Consider the following 14,966-nt stretch of genomic DNA (forward strand, 5'->3'; position numbering starts at 1 on the left):
ATCAGTGGCAGACACGGTCGCGTGGAGGGCTGCGAGTATCAATGATTGTTTTTGTGATAAGAGTAGCCTTGGGATGTTTTTCAGCGCTCTTTGAGCTGGTATGCTCCACCGATTAGTGCAGGGATGCATTCTCATCGATTTCTTGCCAAGCGCTTTTCAGGCGACACGCAATAGATTCTGGCAAAGCTTCCTTCACGTAACGCGAGGGAACGCACTCCCTGTTTGAATTTTTATAAAGACCTTTGCTTGACTGCGTGACAGGGCGAGCTGTGGCATCGTAGCTGCTTGAGTTTTGCCTGGCGTAGTGATGGCATGAGTTGTGCGGTTCGGTGCAAGATGTTCGCCAGTGGGGCCTTGCCGCACGCGCTGCTAATCGGCGATCTCTAAGGCGTCCGGTGTGGTCACGGGTGAGTGTGTCGCATTTTTTTGAAGCAAGGTCCGTTTCCAGGATTCATGCGTAAGTGGTTTTTTTGTGCCTTGGGCCTTGGAGCTTCAGGGCAAGTACGTTAAGGGCTGAATGATGACTACAGTTTTAGTAACCGGCGCGGATGGGTTCATTGGCTCGCATTTGACCGAGCTCCTCGTGCGTGAGGGTTATAAGGTCAAGGCGTTGTCTCAGTATAATTCTTTCAATTATTGGGGCTGGTTGGAGGATGTCGACTGCCTGTCTCGAATTGAGGTGCTTAATGGCGACGTGCGTGACCCGCACTATTGCAAGCACATCACCAAAGACGTTGACATCGTTTTTCATTTGGCAGCTTTGATTGCGATTCCTTATTCGTATGTCGCACCAGACAGTTATGTAGACACCAATGTCAAAGGTACTTTGAATATTTGCCAGGCTGCATTGGAAAACGGTGTAAAACGCGTTATCCATACATCGACCAGTGAGGTCTACGGTACTGCCCAGTATGTGCCTATCGATGAAAAGCACCCGCTTCAGGCACAATCGCCATACAGCGCTTCAAAAATTGGCGCTGATGCGATGGCAATGAGCTTTTTCAACGCATTCGATCTCCCATTGACCATTGCCCGGCCATTCAACACCTATGGACCCCGCCAGTCTGCTCGGGCAGTTATCCCGACGATTATCAGCCAGATTGCTGCTGGCCAAAAGCAAATCAAGCTGGGTGATGTAACGCCTACTCGCGACTTCAACTACGTCGCTGATACTTGCCGAGGCTTCCTGGAATTGGCCCGTTGCGAGAAAGCGATTGGTGAAACAGTGAACATTGGTTCGAATTTTGAGATTTCGGTGGGTGATACGCTCAATCTTATCCGGGAGTTGATGAATAGCGATGTGGAGTTCCTGGCGGATGACCAGCGCCTGCGTCCCGAAAAGTCCGAAGTTTTCCGCTTGTGGTGTGATAATTCCAAGATTCATGGCCTGACTGGTTTCGAGCCTGAGTATTCGATTCGTCAAGGTTTGGAAAAGACCGTCGAGTGGTTCTCTCAGCCTCAAAATCTCAGCAAATATAAAGCCAATATTTATAACGTTTGAGGCTCGATATGTTTGAAGCCATCGTCCGGTTTGTACGCGATCAATACGGAACAAATGAATTTATTCCGTTGCATGCCCCAGTGTTTTCCGGTAATGAGAAAACCTATGTAGCAGAAACGATCGAATCGACTTTCGTCTCCAGCGTAGGTGCTTTTGTAGACCGTTTCGAGAACGACATGCAGGTTTACACAGGCAGTGAGCGTGCAGTGGCAACCGTGAATGGTACGGCAGCGTTGCACATAGCCCTGCTGTTGGCGGGAGTGAAGCCGGGTGATCTGGTCATTACTCAGTCCCTGACGTTTGTCGCTACATGCAATGCTATTGCCTATTGTGGCGCTCAACCTGTTTTCGTTGATGTCGACCGCGATACATTGGGGCTTTCGCCGTTAGCCTTGGATGCCTGGCTTGAGTCCGAAGCGTTTATCGACGCTGATGGCGTTTGCCGCCTGCGCAATGACCATCGAGTGATCAGGGTCTGCCTGCCAATGCATACATTTGGCCATCCCGTGGCGCTCGATGCCCTCATGGAAGTCTGTAATCGTTGGGGCTTGGCCCTGGTCGAGGATGCTGCAGAGTCTCTGGGCAGTACTTACAAGGAGCGTCATACCGGAACATTCGGGCTAATTGGCACACTCAGTTTCAATGGCAACAAGATCATTACAACTGGCGGTGGCGGTATGCTGCTCACCAACGAGGTGCTGGGCGCCAAAGCCAAGCATCTGACAACTACTGCCAAACAGCCTCATGCCTACGAATACGTACATGATGAAGTTGGCTATAACTACAGATTGCCTAACCTCAATGCAGCCCTGGGTTGTGCGCAGTTGGAGCAATTGAAGGCGTTCCTCGTATCCAAACGAAAGCTGGCTATGAATTATCAGCATGAGCTGGCGCGAACGGACTTGCAGTTTTTCACCGAGCCGGCGCATGGCAAATCCAACTACTGGTTGAACGCGGTTGTTTGCAACGATAAGGCGCAGCGTGACGCGCTCTTGAAAGCAACCAACGATAGTGGCGTGATGACCCGGCCCATCTGGAAATTGATGAACCACCTGCCGACTTATGAGCACTGCTTGAAGGGTGACCTCACCAACTCGCATTGGTTGGAGGAGCGTATCGTCAACCTGCCAAGCAGTGTGCCGCCTGCGGGGCGCTCATGACGCGTCGCGTCGCCGTATTTACCGGTACTCGGGCTGAGTACGGTCTGCTCTATTGGCTGATGAAATGCATTCAGGCCAGCGACCTGCTGGAGCTGCAAACCATCGTCAGTTGCATGCACCTTTCCCCTGAGTTTGGTGATACTTGGCGACAAATCGAGCAGGATGGGTTTGTCATCGATTCCAAGGTTGAGATGCTTCTATCTTCCAACACCGACGTAGGCGTTGCGAAGTCAATGGGTTTGGGCACCCTGGGATTTGCTGATGCTCTGGACAGGCTGCGTCCAGAGGTGCTTGTGGTACTGGGTGATCGATTCGAGGCGCTGAGTATTGTTCAGGCTGCTTTGGTCATGCGCATTCCGGTTGTTCATCTGCATGGAGGTGAGCTGACTGAAGGCGCCTATGATGACGCCATTCGACATGCGATCACGAAAATGTCATATCTGCATTTCGTGGCAGCTGAGGCCTATCGGCAGCGTGTCATTCAGATGGGTGAAAGTCCCGAGCGGGTTTTCAATGTCGGAGCGGTGGGGCTTGATCACATCAAGCGCACGCCACTGATGACGGCACAAGAGCTAGGCGATAGCCTCCAATTTGCTGTGGATTCGCCGCTCATTTTAGTAACTTATCACCCTGTTACGGCGCTTGAAGAGGACCCGGTGAGGAGTTTTACCGCCTTGTTGCTGGCCTTGGAGGAGTTCGCGGATTATCGCGTCATTCTTACCTATCCGAACGCCGATAATGGCGGTCGCGCGATCATTCCACTACTTGAGCAATTTGCTGCTCGCCACGCTGATCGGGTATTGGCGATCCCTTCATTGGGTTTTCGGCGTTACCTTAGTGTCGTCGCGCGCTCTGCAGCTGTCGTCGGCAACTCTTCCAGTGGGATCATCGAAGTGCCGTCTTTTGGTGTGCCGACCGTCAACATTGGTATGCGTCAGGCCGGTCGGCTTTGCGCCGACTCCGTGCTGGCTTGCCCGGCCGATAAAGATTCTATCGTCGCAACGCTCGCGTTGGCACTTAGTGAGCCTTTCGCCCATTCCTGCCGCGATACAGCCAATCCGTACGGGCAGGGTGAGGTGGCCGAGGCTATTGTGGCCGTTCTTGAAACTTGTGATCTATTGAGTCACAAAAAATTTCATGACTTGAGTTGACGTATGAAACTATCCAAAAAAGATGCTGTGTACGTTATTGCCGAAGCGGGTGTGAACCACAATGGTGAACGCGAGCTGGCTTTCGAACTGGTCGACGTGGCCGCGAGCGCTGGGGCAGATGCGGTAAAGTTCCAGACTTTTGATCCGCGGAAACTGGCTTGCGCAAGTGCACCCAAGGCGTTGTACCAGCAGGAAAATACCGACGCGGCTGAAAGCCAGTTGGCGATGTTGCAAAAGCTAGAGCTGCCTCGCGCGTGGCATGCAGACTTGCAAAGCCATGCGAACGCCCGTGGCATTGAGTTCATTAGCACTGCCTTTGATAGCGATAGCCTGGATTTTCTGTGTTCGCTGGATATTCCATTTTTCAAGGTTCCTTCAGGGGAGTTGACCAACGGGCCGCTACTTTGGCAGTTTGCCAGGACCGGGAAGGCGCTCATCCTGTCGACGGGCATGGCGACACTGAGTGAGGTCGAGCAAGGTCTGGCCATTGTTGCGCACGCATTGTGCAATGAGGCCGAGCCAGCGGATATGGAGGAGGTTTGGCGGTGCTGGAGTGATGATGAGGCAAGCAGCCGATTGGTTGGTCATGTCACGCTGCTGCACTGTACTTCGCAGTATCCTACGCCAATGTCGGAAGTTAACCTTCGGGCCATGGATACATTGAAACAGGCATTCGGACTTGAAGTCGGGTACTCGGACCATACGGAGGGTTTACTCGTACCCGTTGCCGCAGTTGCCCGTGGCGCAACCGTAATCGAAAAACATTTCACGTTGAATCGCTCCATGCCGGGTCCCGATCACAAGGCATCGCTGGAACCCTCTGAACTCGCTGAAATGGTGCGGCAGATAAGGGCGTTGGAACTGGCTCTCGGAAAAGCGGGTAAGTCGCCGCAACCCAGTGAGTGGGATACCCGCAAGGCTGCTCGTCAGCAGGTTGTTGCTGCGCGCGAAATTACTTCTGGGCAGAGACTCTCCCGAGCCGATCTCACTACCGCGCGTTCTGGCAGTGGCTTGGCTGCGATTGAGTTGTGGCAGCGTGTCGGGGTGGTGGCTCCTCGCAACTATCGTGCCGGTGAGATTATCGAATGACTTGGTCAGGTCACGACGCCTTCCAGCTTCCATTTGTCATTCTTGGCGCGGGAGGGCACGCGAAGGTGCTATTGGCACTTCTTCAGTCCGTTGGTGCGGTCGTGGAAGGGGTCTGCGATCCTGTTCTGGCACAGAGCGGTATCGAATTCTGGCGTGGCGTCAGAGTGTTGGGCGGGGATGAGGCGCTTGATGAGCTGGATCCGACACAAGTTGCGCTTGCTAATGGCCTGGGACAAATTGTTGGCAATGATCGTAGGATACAGGTATTTCTGGCGTTGACGGCCAAGGGTTTTCGTTTTCCACCGCTCGTGCATTCGGCTGCGTGGATCGACTCCACTGTGGTGCTTGAGCCGGGCGTTCAAGTCATGGCTGGGGCCGTGATTCAGCCCGATTCAGTCGTTGGAGCCAACACAATAATAAATACCGGGGCCAGAATCGATCACGACTGTATAATCGCAAGCCATGTACATATTGCTCCCGCGGCTGTTCTATGCGGTGGGGTCAGAGTGGCCGCCGGTGCTTTTATAGGCGCGGGGTCAACCACGATACAAGGCCTTAGTATTGGCGAGAGCGCCATCGTGGCAGCGGGAAGTACGTTGGTCAGGGACCTGCAAGCAGGGCATTTGGTGGTGAGTTCTCCAATGCGGATCCATGAGTCTAAATTCAAAGTTCAGCCAAAAAAATCATGAGCTCAGTTGAACAACATCTGTGGGAAAAAGCGCCTGTCAGGCCCTCGCTCGCACCCCATGAGTTGGGCTGCGCGGCGATTTTGTGCCTGACGCATTCCAATGATTTCGCCAGTTTTCAGATTCGGCCAGGTGGAGCGAAAGGAAGAAATATTATCCGAATGAAGATACAAAAAATGCCGGCCTAAATGAATGGCCGAAAAACCGAAGACACGTAAGCGCTGGTATCTGCGTGTGGCCCCGTCGTACTCGATGGATTCGTTTGCTGCGGGTCAGAGCGATATACCAATGTTGTTTGAGCGCGTGCAGCAAGCGGGGTGGTAGCGATTGCAGACCCAACGACTCGCTGTTGGCACGTACAAGTACACTGTTCAATAAATAATTTCGTGATTGGAGATTGGTTTTGAAAATTGCCCCGGGTTCATCTATAGATCTTTCAAGGTTCAGCAAGCCAAAAAGTGAATTGGAAGTTTATTACGGGTTGCCGCGCGACGTTAAGTTCTGCAAGAAGTGCAACATGTCGAACCAGCAGCCGATGTCGAGCAATGAGTACGCGCACAGCCATGGCTCGACCAAGACAACCTTGAGCTTTGACGAAGAGGGTGTATGTCACGCTTGCCGTTTCAACATCCTCAAGGAAGACGGCGAAATCGATTGGGATGAGCGTGAGCGCGAACTCGTCGAGTTGTGCAACCAACATCGCAAGTCCGACGGCACCTATGACTGCATCGTCGGTGGCAGTGGTGGTAAAGACAGCGCGATGCAGTCTCACTTGCTGAAATACAAATACGGCATGAATCCTCTGACCGTGACCTGGTCACCGCATCTGTATACAGATATCGGTTGGAAAAACTTCCAGCAGTGGTTGCATGTCGGTGGCTTCGATAACTATCTGTATACCCCCAATGGCAAGATCCACCGCTTGCTGACCCGCAATGCGACAATCAACCTACTGCACCCTTTTCAGCCATTCATTTTGGGGCAGAAGACGTTCGTTGCCAAAATGGCAGCGCAACTGAATATTCCGTTGATCTTCTACGGGGAGATGCCAGGCGAATACGGCGAAAAGATTTCCCATAAAACCTCAAGCTACGCTGCCGCCAATGAAGTGGCGGAAAGCGAGGGTTTTTCGCTGGATTATTTCGGTGGTAAAGACGTTCGCGATGTTTATCTGGGCGGCAAGAAAATTGGCGAGTACCTGGACGAAGGCGTTCCACTGGTCGATCTGAAAAGTTATCTGCCAATGCCTGCTGAAGTGCTTGAACGTAAGGGTATCGATTTCAAATACCTGGGCTACTACAAGAAGTGGGTACCGCAGGAAGCCTACTACTACGCCGTAGAAAATACCGGCTTTGAAGCCAATCCTGTTCGTACCGAAGGTACGTACTCCAAGTACAACAGCCTTGATGACAAGGTGGATGGTTTCTTCTACTTCACTCGCTGGATCAAATTTGGCGTGGGCCGCTCGATGATGGACTCCGCTCAGGAAATTCGTAACCACCACATCGACAAGGACGAAGCTATCGCCTTGATGCAGCGTTATGAAGGTGAATATCCATCGCGCTACGAAAAGGAATTTCTGGACTACATCAGCATGACCCGTGAAGAATTCCTGGAAACCTGTGACCGTTTCCGTTCTCCGCATCTGTGGCATGTGGTTGATGGCGAGTGGAAGCTGCGTTACACGCCTTGGAATCCTCAGGTCAGCGCTGAATGAGTAACACGCGACTGATTGCCCGCCTTGATGTCAAAGGTGCCAATCTCATTAAAGGTATTCATCTTGAGGGGCTCCGCGTCATCGGCTCCCCTAACGAACATGCTCTGCGCTACTACGAGCAGGGCATTGATGAGTTGATCTATATGGACTGCGTTGCCAGTCTTTATGGGCGCAACAGCCTGAGTGAGTTGATCAAGCAGGCGGCAGAGAATGTTTTCATTCCTCTGACCGTCGGTGGAGGGGTGCGGTCTACTGACGACGTCGCTCATTTGCTCAGATGTGGTGCTGATAAGGTCGCCGTCAATACCGCTGCGGTCAGCAATCCACAGTTGATCACTGAGATCGCTCGACGCTTCGGCAGCCAATGCATGGTTTTGTCTATTGAGGCGAAAAGCGTATCGCCGGAACGTTGGGAAGTGTTCACCGACAATGGTCGTGAAAGCACCGGTATTGACGTCGTCGACTGGGCAAAGAAGGCTGCGGCGCTGGGGGCCGGAGAGATTCTGCTGACCTCTGTCGATCGTGAAGGAACGCGCAAAGGTTTCGATCTGGCGCTTGTTCAGGCGGTGACCGATTCAGTCAATATTCCTGTTATTGCCAGCGGCGGCATGGGCAAAGCCCAGGATGCCGTCGAGGTGGTCAGGGTGGGGGCGGATGCAGTCGCTATGGCTGACATCCTTCACCATAAGCGAGCATCGCTGGCTGACATCCGAACAGAAGCCTCTGCGGGCGGGATCCGGGTTCGAACCTATGAGTAATGTAGTTACTGTTATTGATTATGGCGTCGGTAACCTGTTCAGTGTCCGCCGGGCGCTTGAGCACTGCGGCGCTACCGTAAACTTGGTATCCGATCCCGATGCGTTGCAGAACGCCACTAAGGTTCTATTGCCTGGTGTGGGAGCATTTTCCAACGCGATGACGATGTTGTCTTCGAACGGAATGGATCAGGCAATCAAAGAGTACGCTTCATCAGGTGCGCCACTTTTCGGTATTTGCCTGGGAATGCAGCTGTTGCTGGATTGCAGTCACGAGTTCGGTCTTATCAACGGCTTGGGGTTGATCCCAGGTAAGGTGGAACCCATACCAGCCCTTGATAACAGCGGTGCGCGTCTGAAAATTCCTCATATCGGTTGGTCTAATCTGGTTTGTGCCGCAGGGCGCGCTTCTTGGAATGAAACTTTGCTGGACTCGATAGAGCCGCATAATAGTGCCGTCTATTTTGTGCACTCCTACATGGCTGTGCCCGAGGATAGCGCTCATCGCGTTGCGGATTGCGTGTATGGCGATACTGCCGTGGCGGCTGTCATCGGGCGCGACAATGTGTGGGGGGCTCAATTTCATCCTGAAAAGAGCGGCAAGGTGGGGTTGTCGATGTTGAGCAACTTTGTGGCGTTGAAATGAAAATCCTTGCAATCGTACCCGCAAGGGGCGGATCCAAACGTTTACCCGGAAAGAACATCAAAGTTTTGGGTGACCGACCATTGATTGCATGGACTATTGAAGCTGCGCAGCAAAGTGGTGTTGTCACCGATGTCGTGATCTCAACGGATGATGTGGCGATTGCGGATATTGCTCGTACGTTTGGTGGCAGTGTTCTCAGTATGAGACCTGCGCATTTGGCCACGGACACCGCCGGCAGCTTTGACGTAGTGGTGCAGGTGCTGGATGAATATGAAGCTGTCCATGGGGCCGTGGATGGTGTCATGTTGCTTCAGCCAACCTCTCCCTTTCGTTCGGCAGAGTCCATTCGGCGCGCGGTATTGCAGTATCAGCAGGATGTTTCCTGCGCCGTTGTCAGTGTTACTGCAGTCACCTCTCATCCAGCTTGGTGTTTCAGGTTGGAGGGGAGCACCATGACGCCTTTCCTTGGTTGGGAGCGCCTGTCGACGCGCTCTCAAGACTTGGAACCGGCTTTCACGCTGAACGGTGCCATTTACCTGATCGCACCAAGTGTTCTCCGTGAGCAGAAGCGCTTTGTAGGCCCCGGTACTGTGCCGTTAGTAATGACGGACAGTCGCGAGTCGCTTGATATTGATACCCCCGAGGATTGGGATGTTGCGGTACGTATGCTCAAGCAGGCAGGCATACGGAACCACACTTCATAAGCCGGTTAAGTCTAAGAAATCCGTCATTGTCATTGGGGTGACGGTATTTTCGCGCGTGCGCGAGGGCGTGCAGGTTATGTGCAAGTGCAATCTGCCGGGCTCGCATAATAGTACGGTAAAAAAGCGTATATCTCTTCATAATAATAAATTCAGAAATGTCTTGATGGTTTTTTGATGAATAATAAAAAAGGAGGCTTTTTGTAAGTAATAGATTGACCATTCGTCAGTCTGCCATGCTCAATACGATACGTGCGTTTGCCGCTTTTGTAGTTCTGGTAGGGCATACGTTTTCGTTGGTAGTTCCTGGCAGCTGGTTCGCTAAGGTAATGCCATTTCAAAGTTTGGCGGCAGTTGTGTTTTTCTGGCTTTCAGGATTTCTAATTGGCGTCGATCATTTCGTGGCACCTCGACAGGATATGTAATGAAGCTGATTCATATTGGCCTCCCCAAGTCAGCGTCAACCTATATACAGGCCGCAGCACAGCAACGAGGTGATGTGCAGGTGCTGCAATGGCACAATTACGCACAGAACATTGTCCACGCAGCTTCGCTGGAAGTTTATCTTTGCGGGCCGGGGGATTCGAGTATAGCGCCACACCAACTACGGACTGACGCGCCTGTTTTCGTGAGCAGTGAAGAACTCTGCGGCTGGGCTCCGAGACCGGTAACGACACGTGAAATCCAAGCGTACCAAAGCCTGGTAGCTGCGGCGTTGAAGCATGAGTTGCCCGACGCTAAAGTGCTGATTGTTACGCGAAGCCCCCTGTCGTTTGTGGACAGCTACTACAATCAGGCGGTAAAAGAGGGGGCCTCTGAAAACCCGGGTGTATTTGCCGAACGCTGGCATGCCATGTTGCTCGAATTATTGAATTACACGAGGCTTTATGATCTTTACGCTTCCCAATTTGGCGCCTCAAATGTCCTGGTGATTCCCGTAGAGTTATTACGCGACCAGCCCGATCGTTTCTACGACATGATTGAGGGCCACGCAGGCTTTACCTTGAGGCCCCGCTCCCCAGAAAGCATTCAACATAACCGTTCTCTGGCCGGCCATGAACTTCAGGCCATGCGAGTGTTGAATCGAATTGTAAAAGTACTTTCAGCAGATCAACAGGGAAAACCCGAGCAGTTCCTGCTTCCTCACTTGAACTCGATAAAGCGTAGTTTTCTGTCGTACTACATTGAGAACGACCCCGACTCCACGAGGCGGAGCCGACGATTGCTTCGCGCCGTAGGGGTTAGCGTTGATAGACGCCAGGTCTCCACGGTATTCCTCGAGAAATGGCGTGAGGAAATCATTTACGGTTTGAGCGGATTGGGACGATACTCTTTTCCGAGCGAATATTTATCCACTTACCTGGCAGAAGTGGGTGGATGATCGCCTCACAAGCTCTTCACGACCGATGTGCGCTGGGCTATTTTCCACAACCGAACGATGTTGAGCAGTACGCTTGGCGAGTTCTAATTCGTGCGTTGGGAGACGCGGGATCACTCTTATGAAGTTGCCTGTCGATACCTCTACCCTTACGCCTGTCAGTCACCACGTTACTCAGGCTGATCGCGCCCATTACATGGGGGCACAAGGCGCTGTGATTTGGTTTACGGGCCTTTCTGCGTCCGGAAAGTCGAGTTTGGCGATGGCCTTGGAGGCGCATATGCTCAGGTCTGGCTATGCTTGCTACACGCTGGATGGAGACAATGTTCGCCGAGGACTTAACGCCAATCTTGGATTTTCGGAAGACGATAGAACAGAGAACATCCGGCGGGTCAGTGAGGTGGCGGCACTGTTTGCTGATGCGGGCATCATTTGCATCACGGCGTTTATCTCCCCCTATCGCGAGGGGCGCGCTCGTGCTCGTGCCGCAGCCAGTAACACGTCTTTCCACGAAATTTATATTGCGGCGGACCTTGCAACGTGTGAGATACGTGACCCCAAGGGCTTGTATCGCAAGGCCCGGGCCCGAGAAATTCTCGACTTCACGGGTATAGATTCACCGTACCAGCACCCCTTGAACCCCGATTTGGTCATCGATACGGCTAACCAGACGTTCGAGCAAAGCCTGAGCCAACTGGTTGATTACGTCGCTGAGCATATTCCTGCGAAAACTGATCGGTGACCTACGATATTCTGGCCGAAGATTTATTTTGAGTTTTTACTCGCCGTCCATAGCAGGGAACTAAACCCACCGCCAGTCCAACGATAACGATCGCGATCGAGATCAGGTTCGGCGTGGAAATACGCTCACCGAGGATCAGCATTGAACTGCTGATCCCGAACACCGGAATCAGCAACGACAGCGGCGCCACTGTGGACACTGGGTACCGTTTGAGCAGCGAGTTCCAGCCCCAGTAGGCAAAGTGCGTGGCCAGGTACACCTGGAACAGGATAGACAGCATCGCCGTCAGGTCGAGGCTGCTTTGTAAGTCTTCGAAGGGCGCACTGCGGTGCATCAGCCAGGCCGTGAGAAACAACGGGATCGGCGGAAACAGGCTGGCCCACACCATGAACGCGAAGATCTCCTTGACCCCGGACTTCTTGATGATGACGTTGCCCATGCTCCAGGCCAGCGCGCTCAGTACGATCAACATCACACCCAGGACGGCGTGATGGCCTTCCTGGGTGCAAATGATGCCCGCCAGGCCGCTGAGTGCCAGCAAGGCGCCGACGATCTGTGCCTTGCGGACTCTCTCCCTGGACAGCACAAGGCCCCAGCCCATGGTGAAGAACACGCTGAGTTGAATGATCAATGAAGCGATACCAGGGCTTACACCGATCTGAATTCCGTAATTGATTACGCCCCACATGCCCAGCCCGAAGATAAAGCCCTAGGCGGCCACGTAGCCGAAGTTGGCGGCAGGGCGCTTGATGAAAAACACCAGTGGCAGGGCGGCCAAGGTAAAGCGGATGCAGGTCAGCACAAAAGGGTCGACCGAGCGCAGGCCCAGTTGGGTGACGGGGAAATTGACCCCCCACATCAGAGTGACGAGCACGGCCAGTGCCAGGTGTTTTTTCTGCATGGAATGTTCCCCGGGTCATTACCCTTCTTTGAGGCCGTTTATGTTAGGGCGGTCGCGGTTGGCCCGCTTGCTATGTCAGGTCATCTTTTGACAGAATCGGGCCATGATTCCAGACTTTGATTCAACCAGTCCTGATGCCGTGGTAACGCTGCGCGAATACCCCAATGGCACCGTCTTTGAGCGGCACACCCATTCACGCGGGCAGTTCGCCTATGCCTCTGCGGGTGCGCTGAAAATGTTCACCGACCTCGGCAATTGGGTAGTGCCGCCCCAGCGGGCGATTTGGGTGCCCGGTGGTGTGCCCCATGAAATGCAGATGCGCGGGGAGGTGGTGATGCTCAACACCTACTTGAACGCCAATGCCGTCAGGCGCGCACGGTTGCAGGCGCGCTGCCAGGTGTTTGAAGTGTCGCCTTTGCTCAGGCATTTGCTGGAGGCCGCGCTGGCTATTGAGCCCTCGGCGCCGCTCAGTGAGAGGCATCGCTGCGTGCTGACGCTGTTGATTGATGAAATCGGCGCCATGCCGCAATTGCCCCTCAGCGCGCCATTGCCTGGCGAGCCACGGCTGGCGCGGGCCTGTCAGCGTTTTCTGGGTGCGCCCACGCAAAAAATCACCCTCGACGAGATGGCGCTGTGGTCGAATATGAGCCGACGCACCTTCACCCGCCATTTCCAGGAAAGCACGGGAATGACGTTTGTGTCCTGGCGTCAGCAGGTTTGCCTGCTGGAGGCCACTGCGCGGTTGAGCCATGGCGCTTCCATCACCGAGGTGGCGCTCGGGTTGGGTTTCAGCAGTTCCAGTGCGTTCACGTCGGTGTTCCGGCGCAACCTGGGGGACTCTCCGGCGCTCTACCTGGCTAAATCAAGGGCCGGGGCGCAGTTCTGAGGCCTTTGCTGTTGCCACGTCGGTCAGGATTCACCTCCCTGCGGTCCTCGCTTTGTTACTATCGCCCACCCTTGTCACCAGGAGTCACCGCCCCATGCAACACCAGTGGGATGAAATGCACCGCACCCGCAAGCCCACGTTCGTAATGTGCGGCGAGCCTCAGGGGGATGTGCTCAATCTCTATGTTCACGGGTATTCGGCGTTCTTCAATCGGCAACAACTGGGCAATTTCAAGGCGCAGCTGGCGGGTATCGAAGGCTCTACCAACCTGATGCTGTTCTGGCCGGCGGGGCACTTCCTGGAAAACCTGTTCGCGCCCGTCAAGGACGTGATCGGCGCGGTGCTCGGCGGCGGCAGCGTCGGTGCGGCGACTGTTGGCGTCGGCAAGGCGATTGCCTATTTCCTCGATCACTACAAAAGTGTCGAGGCTCGGGTAGACGAAGTGGCCAAGAGTTTGCTGCCGGAGCTGGCGGCCTACCTGCACGCTGAGTCGCTGGACGTGCGGCGTATCAACCTGATCGGCCATTCCCTGGGCGCGCGGATTCTGGTCAAGAGCCTGCTGGCCAGCCCTGAAACCGCGCGGGAACTGCCGTTGGACAATCTGCTGTTGATGGGCGGCGCGATCTGCACGTCGAGCCCGTGGGGTGAGGTGTCGGCGCCGCTCAAGGGGCGCCTGATCAACTGCCATTCCAGCAAGGATTGGGCGCTGGCCATGAAGCCGGATACGGAGCGCTGCATTGGTCGTTACGCGATTGCGGTCACGCCGGCGCTCAAGGCCAAGGTCACCAATGTGCACCTCGCAACATTCGACCACGCCGCTTATTGGCCGCAGTTGCAGACGGTGGTGCAGTACACCGATCTGTTGCACGAACGGCGCGGCATGATCCGCTCCGACCAGCGCAGCAGCGAGGCGCGCTTTGCCGAGGAAGATGCGGAGCTGTTCCCGGTGCTGCTGCAGGCGCGGCCGGAGGAGTTGAAGTTCCTCGCCGAATTGATGGCGCAAAAGCGTAGTGCATCGATTGATGCTTCGGTGCGCGAGCCGCTCAAGCTGGCCATCGAGTTGCAGTGCATGGGCGGCGATAGCTTTATGAACCTGGCCCGTGGGCATGGCGTGAGTTATCGCCAGATCGCCGAAGATGTGGCGCAACGCCTCGGGATCAAGTTTGACGAGCCGCTCGAATCCGTGGTGCTGGCAGACATCGAAACCCAGGTCGCGCAAAAGTTGATCGAGCAGTACAAGGACAAGCTCAGTAACGCCGACCGGCAGGTGTTCGACGCCGAGCTCAAGGCAGCCGCGCAGAAAGAACAGGGGCTGTTCAAGCGTTTCGATGTGGGGCGCTCGGCCACCACGGCCTTGAGCGGTACAGCGCTGGCGGGCCTGACCGGGTTTATCTTGCGTCGTGGTGCGGCCACGGCGATTCCGGTAGTGGGGCAGGCACTGGCGGCAGCGATGCTGCTGGTGAGTGGGGTGCGGGCGTTTTCCGGGCCAGCGTATTCGATCACCACCCTGGCGGTGCTGGTGATCGGTGTGATTCGCCAGCGCATGGAACGAGAGGCGCTGAACCAGGAGATGGACCTGGTGGTGCAGGTGGTGGAGGAGTTTGACCTGCCGCGGGACACGGTGATGCGCACGGTCGCGTCCGACTGATAAGC

At 54.5% G+C, this 14,966-nt stretch carries 13 protein-coding genes and 1 pseudogene; 13 read left to right on the forward strand and 1 reads right to left on the reverse strand.

Annotated features, from left to right (window positions below; all coding sequences use genetic code 11):
• Positions 1-520: 520 nt before the first annotated feature.
• From EJD88_RS13660 to cysC, 11 genes are all read left to right on the forward strand, one after another.
• Positions 521-1,501 carry an NAD-dependent 4,6-dehydratase LegB gene (locus EJD88_RS13660; RefSeq protein WP_158878222.1) on the forward strand — a complete coding sequence of 327 codons (981 nt, stop codon included), beginning with the start codon at positions 521-523 and terminating at the stop codon, positions 1,499-1,501.
• A gap of 8 nt (positions 1,502-1,509) precedes the next feature.
• Positions 1,510-2,661 (forward strand): LegC family aminotransferase, encoded by a 1,152-nt coding sequence (locus EJD88_RS13665; RefSeq protein WP_158878223.1) that lies wholly within the window; start codon positions 1,510-1,512, stop codon positions 2,659-2,661.
• Entirely contained in the window at positions 2,658-3,812 is a 1,155-nt protein-coding gene (gene neuC / locus EJD88_RS13670) for a UDP-N-acetylglucosamine 2-epimerase (RefSeq protein ID WP_099584196.1), read from the forward strand. Before EJD88_RS13665 ends, neuC begins: the two co-directional genes overlap by 4 nt.
• Positions 3,813-3,815: 3 nt before the next feature.
• The gene (neuB, locus tag EJD88_RS13675) at positions 3,816-4,901 is read left to right on the forward strand and encodes an N-acetylneuraminate synthase (RefSeq protein WP_158878224.1); all 1,086 of its coding nucleotides are present in this window, start codon (positions 3,816-3,818) and stop codon (positions 4,899-4,901) included.
• Positions 4,898-5,590 (forward strand): acetyltransferase, encoded by a 693-nt coding sequence (locus EJD88_RS13680; protein ID WP_099584198.1) that lies wholly within the window; start codon positions 4,898-4,900, stop codon positions 5,588-5,590. The genes neuB and EJD88_RS13680 overlap by 4 nt, the downstream gene beginning before the upstream one ends.
• Before the next feature lie 460 nt (positions 5,591-6,050).
• Positions 6,051-7,304, forward strand: a complete 1,254-nt coding sequence (locus EJD88_RS13685) for an N-acetyl sugar amidotransferase (protein ID WP_256592820.1) — start codon at positions 6,051-6,053, stop codon at positions 7,302-7,304.
• Entirely contained in the window at positions 7,301-8,062 is a 762-nt protein-coding gene (gene hisF / locus EJD88_RS13690; RefSeq protein WP_158878225.1) for an imidazole glycerol phosphate synthase subunit HisF, read from the forward strand. The genes EJD88_RS13685 and hisF overlap by 4 nt, the downstream gene beginning before the upstream one ends.
• Entirely contained in the window at positions 8,055-8,705 is a 651-nt protein-coding gene (hisH, locus tag EJD88_RS13695; protein ID WP_099584201.1) for an imidazole glycerol phosphate synthase subunit HisH, read from the forward strand. Before hisF ends, hisH begins: the two co-directional genes overlap by 8 nt.
• Positions 8,702-9,409, forward strand: coding sequence for a cytidylyltransferase domain-containing protein (locus EJD88_RS13700; RefSeq protein WP_158878226.1), 708 nt, complete (start codon positions 8,702-8,704; stop codon positions 9,407-9,409). Before hisH ends, EJD88_RS13700 begins: the two co-directional genes overlap by 4 nt.
• Positions 9,410-9,830: 421 nt before the next feature.
• A complete protein-coding gene (locus tag EJD88_RS13705; RefSeq protein ID WP_099584203.1) occupies positions 9,831-10,787 on the forward strand; it encodes a hypothetical protein in 957 nt (318 codons plus the stop codon).
• Positions 10,788-10,905: 118 nt separating this feature from the next.
• On the forward strand, positions 10,906-11,526 hold the full coding sequence (gene cysC, locus EJD88_RS13710; protein ID WP_099584204.1) for an adenylyl-sulfate kinase: 621 nt from the start codon (positions 10,906-10,908) through the stop codon (positions 11,524-11,526).
• Between the two features lies 1 nt (position 11,527).
• Here cysC and EJD88_RS13715 read toward each other — a convergent pair.
• Positions 11,528-12,427, reverse strand: a pseudogene (locus EJD88_RS13715) (EamA family transporter).
• 103 nt (positions 12,428-12,530) lie between these two features.
• On the opposite strand from EJD88_RS13715, the gene EJD88_RS13720 reads away from it, so the two are divergent.
• Positions 12,531-13,313, forward strand: coding sequence for a helix-turn-helix domain-containing protein (locus EJD88_RS13720; protein ID WP_099584205.1), 783 nt, complete (start codon positions 12,531-12,533; stop codon positions 13,311-13,313).
• 94 nt (positions 13,314-13,407) lie between these two features.
• Positions 13,408-14,961 (forward strand): DUF726 domain-containing protein, encoded by a 1,554-nt coding sequence (locus EJD88_RS13725; protein ID WP_158878227.1) that lies wholly within the window; start codon positions 13,408-13,410, stop codon positions 14,959-14,961.
• Positions 14,962-14,966 lie beyond the last annotated feature (5 nt).

Source organism: Pseudomonas sp. PB105, assembly GCF_009764655.1.
GTDB lineage: Bacteria > Pseudomonadota > Gammaproteobacteria > Pseudomonadales > Pseudomonadaceae > Aquipseudomonas > Aquipseudomonas cyclaminis.